This window comes from Occultella aeris (assembly GCF_902703175.1).
GTDB lineage: Bacteria > Actinomycetota > Actinomycetes > Actinomycetales > Beutenbergiaceae > Occultella > Occultella aeris.
Map to the genome: position 1 here is coordinate 1 of NZ_CACRYJ010000013.1, position 14,941 is coordinate 14,941.

Genomic DNA, 14,941 nt, shown 5'->3' on the forward strand with positions numbered 1-14,941 from the left:
GTCGGGGGGGCGGGGGAGAACACTCTGCCAAGTTGGGCCTTGACAGCCCCGTCCCAGTGATGCAACCTTGCATCCGATGGGCTGATGGCAACGTTGCATCAGCCGGTCGGTCCCTTTCGTGCAATGCCGCAGAGGAGAGGTCTCCATGTCCCAGCGTCAGTCGTTCGGCCCCACAGCGCTCCCGCCGCTGTCCCGTCGCGGCTTCCTCGGCATCGGCGCCGCCACCATCGCGGCCCTCGGCGCGGACTCCCTGGCCGCCCCCGGCGCCCTGGCCACCTCGGAAGGGACCGTGCTGCCGCTCGTCGACGCATTACCGGACGGCGCCCCGGACCGGACCGCGTTCGCGCCGAACGAGCAGGTGTTCGGCCAGTACTTGCTCATCCTCGCGCCGCTCGCGAACAGCGTGGTCGATGACGACCCCGAACTGTTCGGCTGGATGGAGGACGGCTGGTGGCGCACCCCGAACCACCCGCGCAACTCCCGCATCATGGAGCACGTGTCGACCCTGTCCTGGTTCCTCGTGAACGAACGCCCCTGGAACCCCTACTACCTCGACCCCAACCTCGAGGCGCGGCTCGACGCGGCGATCGGCTACTACCTCGGCCTGCAGGGGCCGCGCGGCGCGTGGCCGGTCACCTACGAGGAGGAGAGCCTCGCGACCACAGGGTTCGGACTGGTGTCCCTCGGGAACCTGCAGCGCGACCTCAAGTCCGAGAGTCTGCTCCCGGATCGTCAGATCGAGCTCGAGGCCTCCATGCGGCACGCCGCCCAGTGGCTGATGGACACCTCGTTGAGCCACTGGGACACGCCGCTGCGGGTCACCAACCAACTCGTCGGCGGGCTCGCCGGGGTCGGGCACGCGTCGGTCGTCATCGGCGACCCACAGCTGGCGGCCGACCTCGATGACCGGATCGCGCTGCTCGCCGCGCAGGGGCAGGCACCGGCCGGCTACTTCCACGACCCACTCATCTACGACAACGGCTACAACCTCGACGTGATGATGCCGGACCTGGCCGACCTCCACCTGCTCACCGGCAACCCCCAACTGGTCGACATGGCTCGCAGGTGGGCCGACTTCGCCCAGTACGTGATGTTGCCGGAGCCGGGGGCGCCCGGCTGGGTGAACTTCGCCGCCGCCTCGGCCCGCAACTCCACGAGCACCCGCACGCTCTACCCGGACGACTCCCGCGACCGCTACGCCCTGGCCCGCGCCTTCCTGCCGGAGGTGCCGAACCTCGGCCTGTACGCCTCATCCCGGGAGGACAAGGCAGCCTCGCGTGCGGAGTGGGCAGCGAGCACCGAGCCGATCCCGCCGCTCGTCAAGCCGAACGCTTCGCCGCGCCTGTACATGCACGTGCCGATCGCGCCGGAGAACCTTGGCCGGACCGAGCTCGAGGCGCTGACGGCTGACCTGCGACCGGTCGCCGAGGAGACTTTCACCGAGTGCCGCGAGGGCACCGTCGAACAGCAGCTGCTGTTCGTGCGCCGGCCCGGCTACTACCTCGCGAGCCTGCTCGGCCGACGCTTCAACGACCGGATCCGGTCCGGTACCGGACTGCTCTGGCACCCGACCGCCGGCACGGTGGTGCTGTCGCTGAACAACGTGGCCGATGACCACTGGACCACGATGACGGCGTCGGGCACCGACTCCGCCCTGACCGACCTCGTGGCCACGTTCCACGACGGCGTGGACGCGGGCGCACCACAGCTCGACCCCGCGGGCCTCGCCGAGGTACTCGGGCCGTTCACGGCCCGGTACGTCAGCGCCGGCGGCGCCGTGACCACCGACGTGCTGCATCGCCACGACGGCATCGTGCGCACGGTTGCCGCCGGCGGCGCCGCCACCGAGGTGGTGCCCCTGCTGGTGCAGGCCGGCGACGTGCTGGAGTTCTCCGACGGCACGGTGGTCGAGGCAGGCGGGGCCGCGGACGTCACGGCGTCCTGGTTCTCGCTCACCCGCGGCGACCTGCGGTTCCTGTTCTCCTGGGGCACCGAGCGCGCCGCAGGAGTCGAGACCACGCAGCGGGCCTACTTCCCGGGCGGCACCCACACCCACACGCTGCTCCGGGTCGCCCACGAAGGCGACCTCGCCATGGCGATCACGACGATCGAGGTCGCCCAGGTCGCCGGCCCGGTCGCCTTCTCCGGGACCGCCCAGACCTGGACGACCGACGGCACGCATCACGCAGCGGTGCACGCCGTCAACCTCGACACCGCGCCGGTCGACCTGCGCATCGTCACCTCGGCCGGCACCCGACTGGTCCGCGATGTCCCGCCGGGCGCGAGCGCCTACGAGCTCTTCTCGGCGGCCCGGCGCGTGCGTGCCGTGAGCGTCATCGCCACCACCCGCGACGGCGGCCCGCCGCGCGTCCACGTCCACCGGGTCGACTCCGCATGACGCCTGCGGCCCGGCTGAGTCCAGATCCGCAACCACCCAGGACACCGCCTGACTGAACACCACCCGACTGAGCCAAACCGCGACAGTTTCCTGACCGCCGGCCCCGCGGATACCCTCCGCCGAGCCGACCCACTTCCCCGACACCTGGAGAACCCGTGCCCCACCCCTCACCCGGCCGACCCCGCCGGATCCTGCTCCGCTCCTCCTGGGCCACCGCCAACATCGGCGACGTGGCCCACTCGCCCGGCGCCATCGGCGTCCTGCGCGCCCTGGGCGAGGACGTGCAGGTGACTCTGTGGCCGCGTCGTCTCGAGGAGCGGGAACGCCGGATGTTCGCCGAGCGGCAGCCGTGGGTGCGGATCGTCGACGGCGACCTGGATGCCGCCGGGAACCCGACCACCCCGGAGCTCGCGGAGGCCTGGGCGTCGGCGGACATCCTGGTGCACGGCTCCGCGGCGGGTCTGGTGGCCGGGGACGACATGCGCGCGTGGCAGGAGACCGGTCGCCCGTACGGGTTCTTCGGGATCACCTACGACCCGTTCGGCCCGGAGACCCCGAGCACACTCGCCCAGGCCGCGGCCCAGATCGAGGCGCTGCCGGCCGACTACCTGTCCGAGAAGGATCGGGACCTGTTCGCCGGCGCCGAGTTCCTCTACTGCCGGGACAGCCTCACCCTTGCCTACCTCACCCGCCAGCAGGTCACCGGCCCGCTCCTGGAGTGGGGACCGGACGCCACCTTCGCCCACGACCTCCTCGACGAAGTCGCGGCGGACGCCCTGCTCACCGAGCACCGGCTGACCCACGGGGAGTTCCTGGTGGCCGTGCCGAGGTCCCGGTTCGCGCCCTACCACCGGATCCACGGCATCCCGCCCACCCGGTCGCACCACTACCGGGACGCGGTCAACGCCGCACACGACCCCGCGGATCTGGAAGTGCTGGCTGGGGCGATCACGCACTGGGTGCGCAGCACCGGCACCCCGGTGCTCGTCGGGCCCGAGATGAGCTACGCCGTCGACCTGGCCGCGGACTACTTCCCCCGGATCCTCCCGGACGACGTGGCCCCGCACGTGCGGGTGCTGGCCGACTACTGGGACCTACCCACCGCCACGGCCGTCTACGCCCGGGCCGCGGGCGTGCTCACCATGGACTGCCACTCCCCGATCCTTGCCACCACGGTCGGAACCCCATCGATCTACCTTCGCCAGCCCACCGAGACGATCAAGGGCCGGATGTATGCCGACCTCGGGGTGGGTGAGACGGTCGTCGAGATCGAGGCCAAGGACACCCCGGCGCGGCTGACCGGGCTGCTCGACGAGGTCGCCGCAACCCGCGGCAGTCGCCCGGCCGAGCGGGTCGTGGCCACCCACGCCGCGGCCACCGAACGCCTCGCGCAGATGGCGCGCACCGCCGTCGGGCGTGTTGAGACCGACGGCGGCGCGGCTGCCGACATCGGCGAGGCGATGTCCGAAGTACCCGTCGGAGGTGTGTAGATGACCGAGACCATCAAGGATCGGGCGAAGACGCCCGGACCGAACCGGGCGCGGACGCGCTCGCCAGAGTCCGCGAAGGGCAAGCCCAAGCGGCCGTCGCCCAACGCGAACCGGACCGCCCTGGCCCGGATCAAGCGGGACCGGATGCTGCTCCTGCTCGCGCTGCCGGGAATGGCGGTGGTGGCGCTGTTCCACTACTTCCCGCTGCTCGGCAATGTCATCGCGTTCCAGAACTTCCAACCGTTCCTCGGGATCTCCCAGAGTGAGTGGGTCGGACTCGACAACTTCGCGGTCATCTTCAACGGCGATCCGAGGTTCCTGAACGCGCTCGCGAACACGCTCATCATCACGCTGATCCAGGTCCTGTTCGTGTTCCCGCTGCCCCTTGCCCTGGCGTTGCTGCTGAACTCCGTGCTCAGCGAGCGGGTCAAGCGGGGCGTCCAGTCGGTGCTCTACCTGCCGCACTTCCTGTCCTGGGTGATCGTGGTGGCGCTGTTCCAGCAGGTCCTCGGCAATGCCGGGATGCTGAACACGTTCTTCCGGGAACATGACATGGCGACGTTCTCGATCATCGGGGTGCCGGAACTGTTCAAGCTCCTGATCACCTCCCAGGTCATCTGGAAGGACACCGGCTGGGGCACGATCATCTTCCTCGCCGCGCTGTCCCGCGTGGACATGAACCTCTACGAGGCAGCTGCGATGGACGGCGCCGGTGCCTGGCGCCGGACCTGGCACATCACCCTGCCGGCGGTGCGCAGCGTCTTCATCCTGCTGCTCATCCTGCGCCTCGGCGACGCCCTCACGGTCGGCTTCGAGCAGATCATCCTGCAGCAGGGCGCGGTCGGTAAGGCGGCCAGTGAGGTGCTCGACACCTACGTCTACAACAACGGCATCGTCGGCGGGAACTGGGGCACCTCGGCCGCCGTCGGCCTCGTGAAGGGGGTGGTGGGCGTGGTCCTTGTGCTCGGCGCCAACAAACTCGCCCATGTGTTCGGGGAGCGGGGGGTGTACTCGAGATGAGCGACATCACAGTGACCCGCTCGAACCTGGTCTTCGGCCGGCCGAGCCTGCTCGCCCGCGGCGGCCGGGCGGTGGTCCTCGGCGCGGCCTGCCTGGCGGTGATCCTGCCGTTCATCGCGGTCATCTCGACGTCCCTGGCCAGCCAGGCGGAGATCTCCCGGGCCGGTGGCTTCGTATTCTGGGTGACCGACCCGACCCTCGACGCATACCGGGCCGTGCTCTCCGGGGGCGTCGTGACCCGCTCCGTGATCGTCAGTCTCGGCATCGCCGGGGTGGGCACCGCACTGTCGGTGCTGTGCACCATCGGGCTCGCCTACGCGCTCAGCCGCACCTCGATGTACGCCCAGAAGCCGATGCTGCTCGCCGTGCTGTTCACGCTGCTGTTCAGCCCCGGCATGATCCCGATGTACCTGGTGGTCAAGCAGCTCGGGCTGATCGACAGCTACTGGGCGCTGATCCTGCCGGTGCTGATCAACGCGTTCAACGTGATCGTGATGCGGGAGTTCTTCCTCGACCTGCCCGCGGAACTGATGGAGAGCGCGAAGATCGACGGCGCCGGCGAGTTCCTGGTGCTGACGCGGATCGTGCTGCCGCTGTCCAAGGCCGTGATCGCCGTCATCGCATTGTTCTACGCGGTCGCCTACTGGAACAGCTTCTTCAATGCACTGCTCTACATCAACTCGCCGGAGAAGTGGCCGCTCCAGCTGGTGCTGCGCACCTACGTGGTCAACGAGACCCCGATGGGGGTGGACGACCTCGCCATGGAGGGTTCGAGTCTGCCGCCACAGGTCGCGATCCAGATGGCGATCCTGCTCATCTCGGTGCTCCCGATGCTCATCGTCTACCCGTTCATCCAGAAGCACTTCACCAAGGGCCTGCTCATCGGCGGCGTGAAGGGCTGACCTGCTCCACCTACCCCCCAGCTCCACCAAACCCCCAACCAACCTGCAGCACCGTTGTCACAGAGAGGTGAAACGACAATGAAGATCGATCGACGGAGTTTCCTCGGACTTACCGCACTCGCCGGCGTCGGCGCCCTGAGCGCCTGCGGTCCCGACGGCTCGGCTCCGCCGCAAGGCGGCGGCACCGGCGACGGGGCCACCCCCGACGCCTCGACCGTGCTCCCCACCTACCAGGCGTTCGAGGTGGCCGCACCGGACCTGCCCGCGGACTCGGAGTTCTCCCTGCCGGGTTACTACACCTACCCGGCCAGCCCGACCGCGGCGACCACCGAGACCCCTGGGTCCGGCGGATCGATCACGGCGATGACCTACACCTACGACCCGATCGCCCCGGAGCTGTCGAACAACCAGCACTGGCAGAACATCAACTCCCTGCTCGGCACGGACCTCGGCATCACCTACAGCCCCTCCGCCGACTACGACGCGAAGTTCGCCACCACGATCGCCGGCGGTGACCTGCCGGACATGATCAACATCCGCACGGTGCAGCAGCAGATGCCGGCGATGCTCGCGGCCACCTTCGCGGACCTCACCGAACACCTCTCCGGGGACGCGGTGCTGGACTACCCGGCGCTCGCTGCCATCCCCGAGGGCACCTGGCGCACCGCGATCTTCGACAACGCGATCTGGGGCGTGCCGATCCCACGCTCACCCATCGGCGGCGTGCTCTACACCCGCAACGACCTCCTCATCGAGCGGGGCGCGAACACCGACCCCAAGAGCTACGAGGAATTCGTCGAGATGGCGACCACGCTCACGGACGCGAGCAAGAGCCAGTGGGCGTTCGGCGACCCCGGCGGCCTGCTCTCCCACGTCGCCCAGATGAACGGCGTCGGGAACGCGTGGGTCGAGGAGAACGGCGAGTTCTCCTACGCCCAGGCCTCGCCGGCCTACGAGCAGGCCCTCGCGGACACCGTCGCCATGATCGAGGCCGGGCTGTTCCACCCCGACTCGGCCGCCGTTCAGAACACCGAACGCAACGAGTGGGTCAACAACGGCACCACCTGCTTCGCGTACGGCGGGTACGCCGGCTGGTCGAAGTTCTTCGTTGCCGGCGCCGGCATCGAGGGCTTCCAGATGACCGGTCAGGTCGCCCCGGGCCGGGACGGGGGCGACAGCGTCCGTGGCGGCAGCGGCTTCTCGGCCGGGTTCATGGCGTTCAAGCCGACCGACGACCCGGAGCGGATCGCCGAGCTCCTGCGGATCCTGAACTGGCTCGCATCCCCGTTCGGCAGCACCGAGTTCCTGGCCCGCAAGTTCGGTGTGGAGGGCGTCAACTACACGCTCGAGGGATCGGACCCGGTCCTGACCAGCCTCGGCGCCGCCGAGACCACACTCCCGCTCCGCTACCTCTCCGAGCCGCCGTCGGTGCTGTACGAGCCGGGCAACCCGGACGCCGTCGACCAGCAGTTCGAGTTCATGGCGAAGGCCTCGCCGCTGATCGTCCCGGACCCGACCACCGGGCTGTACTCGGAGACCGCGGTCACCGCCGGAGCCTCCGCCGGCACCGCCCTCGGTGACGCCCGTGACGAGATCCTGGCCGGCCGGCAGCCCGTCAGCTCCTGGGCCACCGCCGTGGAGGACTACATGCTCGAGGTGGGCAACAACCTCAAGGACGAGTACGAGGCGGCGTTCGCGGCGCAGGCCTGACCGGCGGCCTAGGATCCGAAGATGGCAACGGTGAAGTCGATCGCGGCGGCCGTGGGCGTGTCCCCGTCCGTGGTCTCCGCGGTCCTGCACGGCAGCAAGCACGTGCGGGTCTCCGAGTCCACCCGCGAGCGGGTGCAGCGGGCGGTCGACGAGGCCGGGTACGTACCCAATCACGCCGCCCGTGCGCTGCGCCTGCAGCGCACGGGCGTGCTCGCGATGGTCCTGCCGAAACTGGAGAATCCCGTCTACCACCGCCTCGTCGACGGCATCTACGACGCCGCGGACGCGCACGGGTACAGCGTGCTCCTCGGCGACGGGATCCGGGTGACCTCCGGTTCCTTGATGCTGCAGCGACTCGTCGGCGGAGGACAGGTGGACGGCACGCTGATCCGGCCGGCAAGCACGATGAGCCCGGGGCTGCTCGCGGAGATCCGCGCGGGCGGCGCACCGATCGTCATCCTGGACGGGACCTCGGAACGGGACCACTGGGTCGCGGTCCAGGACGAGCTCGGCGCGTACGTGGCGACCAGGCACCTCATCGACAAGGGCCACGAGCGGATCGCATACCTCGGCCAGACGCGCTACCAGCAGGAGCGGGTCGACGGATACCGAAGGGCGCTGCGGGAGGCGGGACTGCCGACGCCCGACGCCTACGTCATCCACAGCCAGCAGGGCACACACGACGGGTACGAGGCGTTCCCGACCTTGCTCGCGCTCGACCAGCGCCCGACCGCAGTGCTCGTGAACAACTCGACCACCGCCGTCGGGGTCCTCGCCGCGGTGAGCGACGCCGGGCTCAGGATGCCGGACGACCTGGCCATGATCGGCTACCACGAGATCGCGATCGCCGCAGACCTGCGGCCGAGCCTGACCACGCTGGAGATGCCGCTCTACGAGCTCGGCCGGGTCGGGGTCGAACTCATGCACGCCGCGCTGACCGGCGAGCCCGTGGAGTCGCGCACGATCACAGCGCCGCTGCCCCGGGTGATCGAGCGCCAGTCCACCGCCTGATCGACGCGTCCGGATCGTGGGACGGCGCCGGGAGCGGGAACAAACACCCTGCGCGGCTCCGTTGGCTCCTCCATGACCCTCCCCGCGCCGACCCGCGAGCGGATCAGTGCTTCGTTCGTGCTGCTGCTGGCCGCGCTGACGGCCATCGGCCCGCTCACCATCGATCTCTACCTCGCTGCGTTCCCCCAGATCGTGACCGACCTGGGCACCACCGACGCCCGGGTGCAGTTGACCATGACCGCGACCCTCGCAGGCCTCGCGGTCGGTCAGTTGCTGCTCGGCTCGCTCTCGGACGCCTATGGGCGACGGCGGCCGCTGCTGATCGCACTGGCGGTGTACGTCGTGACGTCGGTCGCCATCATCGGCGTGGACTCGATCGAGCTGCTCACCGTGGCACGCGTGGTGCAGGGGCTCAGCGGCGCCGCGGGCATGGTGCTCGCGATGGCCGTGGTGCGTGACTCCTACTCCGGGATCGGGATGAGCCGGGTGATCTCCCGGCTGATGCTCGTGGTGGGCGTGGCGCCGATCCTCGCGCCCACGATCGGCGCCCAGATCCTGCGGTTCGGGTCCTGGCGCACGATGTTCGGCGTGCTCGCCCTGTTCGGGGTCATGCTCTTCGTGCTGGCCGCGTTCTTCCTGAAGGAGACCCTGCCCCGCGCGGCCCGCCGCACGGGTGGGACCCGTGCCGCCCTGGCGTCCTACCGGTCCCTCGTCACCGACTGGTCCTTCATCGGCGTGGTGCTGATGGGTGCGTTCTACATGGGTGCGATGTTCGCCTACGTGGCGTCCTCGACGTTCGTGTTCCAGGAGGGTTTCCAGCTGAGCGCGAGCGAGTTCGGGTACATCTTCGGCGCCGGCGCGCTCGCCGTGACGATCGGGTCGCAGATCAACGGCGCCCTGGTCTCCCGGTTCCGCCCGGAACGGATCGTGACGACGGCGATCGCTGTCGGTTGGGTGCTCTCGATCGCCCTGTTCGTGGTGGCGTCGACCGTCTCCGCACACGGTTCCGGCCTGCTCCCGCTCGTGGCGCTGCTCGTCCCGACGCTGGGCACCGTCGGCTTCGTGATGCCGTCCGTGCCCGCGATCGTGCTCGAGCACAACGGTCACCGGGCCGGCTCCGCGGCCGCCCTGAACGGCGCGATGGGCTTCGTCATGGGTGCGCTGATCTCGCCCGTGAGCAGCCTCTTCGGAGGAGGCCCGACGGCGATGGCCGGGGTGATGTTCGGCGTCATCACCATCTCCGGGGTGCTGCTGCTCGCGGTCCGGCGCGGGTGGGCGAGCACGAGCAGTGACGCCGTGCCGGCGCCGGTCCTCGCCGAGCTCGACGAGCAGGTGGAGCCCGCGCGACCCTGAGCCGGATGGTCGCCTCCGCTCCGCTCCGAGTGCGGCCGAGCGCTCCTGCGCGGCAGTCGCCGGACGCGCTGATCGCGCAGTGAATGGTCGGGTCGCGTGAAGGTCCGCGGGCCATCGAGCCATTCGCGCCCATGGGCGCCTCGCCGTGGCCGATCATCGAGCCATGCGCATACTCGGGTGGATCGCCGTCGCCCTCCTCACGGTCGCCGTCGCCGCGACCCTTGACCCGGCGCGGCTCGGCGCGGCCGGGATGAACCTGTCCACGGTGAACGGTGCGACCCAGTTCATCGCCCTGCGACCGTGGCTCGTCTTGGGGTTCGCGGTCGCCGCGGTCCTGACCGGCCTGCTCGCGGCCGGGGTCCACCGCTGGCGCGGGGGCGCACCGAGGCTGATCAGCGCCGTCGTCATCTTCGCGCTGGCGGCGGTGGGGCATGGAGCGGTGCTGGCCTCGCGCGGGCTGAGCGCCGGGGAGGTCCCGGCGGCCGCGACCGAGGCCGCGGGCGAGATCACGATCCTGAACCTGAACGTCCGTGGCGGAGCCGCGAACACGACCGACCTCGTGGCACTCGTCCGCGAGGCGGGCGTGGACGTCCTGGTCCTGCCGGAGTCCGGGGCGGACGTGCTCGAGGAGATCGCGGCGGCGCTCGCGGCCGAGGGGGACCGGTTCGAGGTGTTCGCGGGCACCCGCGACCTGTCCCAGCCGGACGGTACGGGCATCCTCGTCAGCGAGCGGATGGGCGAGTACGAGGAGGTCGCCTCCGCGGAGCGCAGCGTGGTGCGGATCGTCCCGGTGAACGGTGACGGCCCGCCCATCACGGCCGTGCACCCGCGGTCTCCGCCGGGGATCCGCTCCGCGTTCGCCCGGCCGCAATCGCTGCAGACGTGGCGCGACGAGGTGGCCGACGTCGCACCGTTGTGTGCGCAGACGCCCGGTGGCATCGTCGCGGGTGACTTCAACGCCACCCTCGACCATGCCTCGATGCGGACCATCGCACCCTGCGTGGACGCCTCGGTGCTCGCCGGGATCGGTGGCGTGGCCACGTACCCGGTGCGGATGCCGGCCCTGCTGGGCACCACGATCGATCACGTCCTGATCGATCCGGCCGACTTCGAGGTGACGGCGGGCGCCGTCGTGGAGGTCCCGGGCACCGACCACAGGGGGGTGCTGATCCGGCTGCTCCCGTTGGACTGACTCGGACCACTCCCGCGGGGGAGGCGCCGCACGGGTTGGCCCTGCCAGACTCGGGTCCATGGGACACGTGCGACTGCTGGCGGAGACGACCGCCCGGCGGGCCGTGTTCTGCGTCATCGGCGGCCTGATGTTCGGCGCCTACGCGGTGCTCGTCACGGGTTTCATGCAGATGCTCGGCGACCCGAGCCTGCCGCCCGTGATCATCTGGATCCTCGTGGCCGTGGCGGCCGTGATCGCGCTGAGCCCACCTGTGCTGCTCGGCGTCCGGACCCTGGAGATCCAGGCCGTGCGCGCGTTCCTCGATGTGGACGTGCCGCTGCCGGTCGGCCCGGTCTCCAACGAGGCGCGCTGGCGGGGCGCGCTCTGGTACACGGCCCACCTGCTCGTGGGGGCCGCCGCGACCATGGTGCTGCTGTCCGCCGTGCCCGTGGGCATCGTCCTGATCCTGCGGACTTCCGCCGATGGCCTCGTGATGGGCCAGCTGCTCGGCATCTTCGCCGACGTGCCCTGGCCGTTCGCCATCGTCATCGGGGTGCTCATGCTGGCGGCCACCGGCGCGGCCTACTACCTCGGCGGCGCGGTGCTGCGCATCCTGGCACCCCGGCTGCTGGGCCCGTCCGCCGCGGAGCGGATCGCGACCCTCGAGCTCGAGGCGCGGACCCTGGCCGAACGTAACCGGCTGGCGCGCGACCTGCACGACTCGGTCGGGCACGCGCTGACCATCACCACGCTCCAGGCAGCCGCCGCGGCCCGGGCGCTCGACCGGGACCCGGTCGGCGGCACCGAGGTCGCGCGCACGGCGCTCGCCGCGATCGAGGAGACCGGCCGGGCCGCCGTCGCCGACCTGGACCGGGTGCTCGGCCTGCTCCGCACGGATGCCGACGACGTTCCCGACCGAGCACCGGTACCCACCCTCGCCGGGGCCGCGGAACTCGTCGAGCGGGCGCGGCTGACCGGGCGGGACGTCCACCTGGAACTGCCCCAGGCGCTCGACGGCATACCGCTCGTGGTCGGCCGGGAGGCGTACGCCGTCATCCGCGAAGGACTCACGAACGCCCTGCGGCACGGCGCGGACCCGGTGACGATCGCCGTCACCCGCCCGGGCGAGGCGGTCCGGGTCGAGATCACGAACCGCGTGGCCAGCACCGCCCCGGACCCGGGCGACCGCGCCGGTGGTCGCGGGCTCGCCGGCCTGCGCGAGGGCCTCACCCTCGTCGGCGGCACCCTGCGCGCCGGCCCTGCCCCGCCCCGGCCCGACCGCACGGGCGACGAGGTCGCTGCCCACGGAACCTGGCGCCTCATCGCAGCACTGCCGTTGACCGACCCACCTCTGGAGCACGCCGATGACTGAACTGCCGGCACCGACCCGCGTCCTGATCGTCGACGACGAGGCCCTCGTGCGCACCGGGCTGCGCATCATCGTCGACGGCGAGGACGACCTGACCGTCGTCGCCGAGGTGGGCGACGGCGCCGACGTGCCGGACGCCGTCGCCCGCCATGCCCCGGACGTGGTCCTGATGGACGTGCGGATGCCGCGCGTGAACGGCATCGACGCGACCCGGGCGGTCGTCGAACGCAGTGAGCGCGCGGGCAGCGGGCCGCGGGTGATCGTCGTGACCACGTTCGAGAACGACGACTACGTCTTCGACGCACTCCTCGCCGGGGCGAGTGGCTTCCTGCTCAAGCGGGCCCGGCCGGAGGAGGTCCTGGATGCGATCCGGGTGGTCGCGCGCGGGGAGTCGGTGCTGTTCCCGCGGGCGCTGCGCCGGCTGGCACGCGGCCGGCAGAGCCCGACGGCGGACGGCCTGTCCGGAGCGGGCCTCACCGACCGTGAGGGTGAAGTGTTGCGGCTGATGGCCGCCGGCAGGTCCAACGCGGAGATCGCCGGCGAGCTCTACCTCGGGGTCGAGACGGTTAAGACCCACGTGGGCAACGTGCTCGCCAAGCTCGGGGTCCGGGACCGCACGCAGGCCGTAGTCGTCGCGTTCACCTCGGGGTTCGTGCCGGCGGCGGACTAGGGCGTGTCTCCCAACTCCGCGGTGAGCTGGGCGGCCGACTCGCGGCCGTGAGTCGGTTCCAGATCCTGACGGACGAGCAGTGGGAGCGGATCGAACCGTTGCTGCCGTCGAACGCGGGCAAGGTCGGTCGCCCGTTCGGTGATCACCGCACCGTGGTCGAGGGCATCGCACCGGTATCGGACCGGGATCCCGTGGCGTGACCTGCCTCGGGAGGCGTTCGGGCCGTGGCAGACGGCGTGGAAGCGGCACAAGACGTTTGCCGGGGACGGCACATGGGACCGGGTCCTGGCCCAGTTGATGGCGGAGGCTGACGCCGCCGGTGAGATCGACTGGACCGTGTCGGCGGACTCGACGATCAACCGGGTCCACCAGCACGCGACGAACACGACCCGCCCGAAGCAGGACACAGGGGGCGACATCGAATCACAAGCAGAGCCGCACGGGCCGTCAACAGTGAACCCGCAGGTCACGGCGTCGGCCGTTCTCGCGGCGGACTGACGAGCAAGATCCACCATGCAGTCGATGGGCGCGGGCGCCCTCTCTCCGTGGTGGTCACGCCCGGGCAGTCGCACGACGGGCGCGCGCTCGAACTCGTGCTGGCGGACATCTGGGTGCCGCGCGTGGGCGCGGGACGCCCACGAACCAGGCCAGACGCGGTGCTCGGAGACAAGGCGTACTCTTCGCGCGCCAACCGGGCAATGCTGCGCCGGCGCGGCATCAAGATGGTGATCCCCGAACCGTCCGACCAGCAGGCCAACCGGAAACGACGCGGCTCCATGGGCGGGCGACCGCCGAAGCTCGATCGCGATAGCTACAAGCGGCGCAACGTGGTCGAGCGCTCCCTCAACCTGCTCAAGCAGTGGCGCGCCCTGGCGACGCGCTACGACAAGAATGCGGTGATCTACCGCGCCGGAGCCGTCTTAGCGGCCATCGTCACCTGGCTGCGCAGTTCCTGAGCGACCTGACTCTCAGCTGCAGTCCTCTCGCTGTCGCGTCGGGCTCGTGCCAGTATCGGCGCAGACCAGTGCGGTCATGACGCTGTAGGAGAAGGAGATGCCCGTGCGCGTGCAGCCTCGAGCGTGGATCGGCCTGGCGGCCTGGGCCCTCTACCTGGTGGTCGTCGTCGTCGTCCAGGCGGCCAGCGGCGTCCCGTACACAGAATGGGGCGACTCGGCGAGCAACCTCTGGCGCGGGGCTGTCGTCTCGCTGGTCCTGGGCGCCGTCGTCGTCGCGATCGTCACGAGCTGGCTCGGCTGGTGGCGTCCGGCCCTGCGTGAGCGCCGGACCACCCGGGCGAAGTGGACGATCATCGCGCCCGCGCTGCTCCTCGTGGCCCTGGTCGGGAACCTGGTCGGGACGGACTGGTCGGCCGTCGGGGCCGATTTCATCCTCGCCGCGCTCGCGCTCGGGATCGTCGTCGGCTTCAACGAGGAGCTCACCAGTCGCGGGCTCCTGCTCGTTGGCCTGCGCGGGAGTACGCGCGAGATCTGGGTCGCGCTGGTGTCGAGCGCGGCCTTCGGGCTCATGCACGGCATCAACATCTTCCTCGGCCAGTCCGTCGCCGAGACGATCCCTCAGATCGGCCAGGCGTTCCTGCAGGGGCTGACGTTCTACGTCCTGCGCCGCGTCACCGGTTCGCTGTTCGCTGCGATCGCCCTCCACGGGGCCTGGGACTTCTCGGTGTTCACGCTCGACGTGTCCGACGGCTCCAACCCGCTGACGATCCTCGTGCTCCTCGGTGGTGTGTTCACACTGGCCACGTTCTGGTTCGCCGCCCGAGACGCGCGCGAGGGTACGGGCGACCGCGCACCGGAGGCCGCACCGGCCTGACCCGGTGTACCGGTCGC

The 14,941-nt window shown here is 70.6% G+C and carries 11 protein-coding genes and 1 pseudogene; all 12 read left to right on the top strand.

Features of this window, described 5'->3' with window-relative positions; genetic code table 11:
• Positions 1-145: 145 nt before the first annotated feature.
• The 12 genes and pseudogenes from HALOF300_RS03590 to HALOF300_RS03645 all read left to right on the top strand — a co-directional run bounded on the left by HALOF300_RS03590 (position 146) and on the right by HALOF300_RS03645 (position 14,924).
• Positions 146-2,398, top strand: a complete 2,253-nt coding sequence (locus HALOF300_RS03590) for a hypothetical protein (RefSeq protein WP_156739379.1) — start codon at positions 146-148, stop codon at positions 2,396-2,398.
• Between the two features lie 155 nt (positions 2,399-2,553).
• Entirely contained in the window at positions 2,554-3,888 is a 1,335-nt protein-coding gene (locus HALOF300_RS03595; protein ID WP_156739381.1) for a polysaccharide pyruvyl transferase family protein, read from the top strand.
• A complete protein-coding gene (locus HALOF300_RS03600) occupies positions 3,889-4,908 on the top strand; it encodes an ABC transporter permease (RefSeq protein WP_156739383.1) in 1,020 nt (339 codons plus the stop codon).
• Positions 4,905-5,810, top strand: coding sequence for a carbohydrate ABC transporter permease (locus HALOF300_RS03605; RefSeq protein ID WP_156739385.1), 906 nt, complete (start codon positions 4,905-4,907; stop codon positions 5,808-5,810). Before HALOF300_RS03600 ends, HALOF300_RS03605 begins: the two co-directional genes overlap by 4 nt.
• A 78-nt stretch (positions 5,811-5,888) precedes the next feature.
• The gene (locus HALOF300_RS03610; RefSeq protein ID WP_156739387.1) at positions 5,889-7,520 is read left to right on the top strand and encodes a type 2 periplasmic-binding domain-containing protein; all 1,632 of its coding nucleotides are present in this window, start codon (positions 5,889-5,891) and stop codon (positions 7,518-7,520) included.
• A gap of 21 nt (positions 7,521-7,541) precedes the next feature.
• The gene (locus HALOF300_RS03615) at positions 7,542-8,531 is read left to right on the top strand and encodes a LacI family DNA-binding transcriptional regulator (protein ID WP_156739389.1); all 990 of its coding nucleotides are present in this window, start codon (positions 7,542-7,544) and stop codon (positions 8,529-8,531) included.
• Positions 8,532-8,603: 72 nt separating this feature from the next.
• Positions 8,604-9,884, top strand: coding sequence for a multidrug effflux MFS transporter (locus HALOF300_RS03620; RefSeq protein ID WP_156739391.1), 1,281 nt, complete (start codon positions 8,604-8,606; stop codon positions 9,882-9,884).
• A gap of 163 nt (positions 9,885-10,047) precedes the next feature.
• Positions 10,048-11,076 (top strand): endonuclease/exonuclease/phosphatase family protein, encoded by a 1,029-nt coding sequence (locus HALOF300_RS03625; RefSeq protein ID WP_156739393.1) that lies wholly within the window; start codon positions 10,048-10,050, stop codon positions 11,074-11,076.
• A 58-nt stretch (positions 11,077-11,134) separates the two neighbouring features.
• Complete coding sequence (locus HALOF300_RS03630; RefSeq protein ID WP_156739395.1) at positions 11,135-12,427, top strand: sensor histidine kinase; 1,293 nt, start codon at positions 11,135-11,137, stop codon at positions 12,425-12,427.
• Positions 12,420-13,094 (top strand): response regulator, encoded by a 675-nt coding sequence (locus tag HALOF300_RS03635; protein WP_156739397.1) that lies wholly within the window; start codon positions 12,420-12,422, stop codon positions 13,092-13,094. The genes HALOF300_RS03630 and HALOF300_RS03635 overlap by 8 nt, the downstream gene beginning before the upstream one ends.
• A 62-nt stretch (positions 13,095-13,156) precedes the next feature.
• Positions 13,157-14,050: pseudogene (locus tag HALOF300_RS03640) on the top strand (IS5 family transposase).
• A 103-nt stretch (positions 14,051-14,153) separates the two neighbouring features.
• A complete protein-coding gene (locus HALOF300_RS03645) occupies positions 14,154-14,924 on the top strand; it encodes a CPBP family intramembrane glutamic endopeptidase (RefSeq protein WP_197522281.1) in 771 nt (256 codons plus the stop codon).
• Positions 14,925-14,941: the final 17 nt, after the last annotated feature.

Bases quoted from the DNA above. Each gene is read 5' to 3' on its own strand.
- HALOF300_RS03590 (WP_156739379.1), top strand. From the start codon at position 146: ATGTCCCAGCGTCAGTCGTTCGGCCCCACAGCGCTCCCGCCGCTGTCC.
- HALOF300_RS03600 (WP_156739383.1), top strand. From the start codon at position 3,889: ATGACCGAGACCATCAAGGATCGGGCGAAGACGCCCGGACCGAACCGG.
- HALOF300_RS03605 (WP_156739385.1), top strand. From the start codon at position 4,905: ATGAGCGACATCACAGTGACCCGCTCGAACCTGGTCTTCGGCCGGCCG.
- HALOF300_RS03610 (WP_156739387.1), top strand. From the start codon at position 5,889: ATGAAGATCGATCGACGGAGTTTCCTCGGACTTACCGCACTCGCCGGC.
- HALOF300_RS03615 (WP_156739389.1), top strand. From the start codon at position 7,542: ATGGCAACGGTGAAGTCGATCGCGGCGGCCGTGGGCGTGTCCCCGTCC.
- HALOF300_RS03620 (WP_156739391.1), top strand. From the start codon at position 8,604: ATGACCCTCCCCGCGCCGACCCGCGAGCGGATCAGTGCTTCGTTCGTG.
- HALOF300_RS03625 (WP_156739393.1), top strand. From the start codon at position 10,048: ATGCGCATACTCGGGTGGATCGCCGTCGCCCTCCTCACGGTCGCCGTC.
- HALOF300_RS03630 (WP_156739395.1), top strand. From the start codon at position 11,135: ATGGGACACGTGCGACTGCTGGCGGAGACGACCGCCCGGCGGGCCGTG.
- HALOF300_RS03635 (WP_156739397.1), top strand. From the start codon at position 12,420: ATGACTGAACTGCCGGCACCGACCCGCGTCCTGATCGTCGACGACGAG.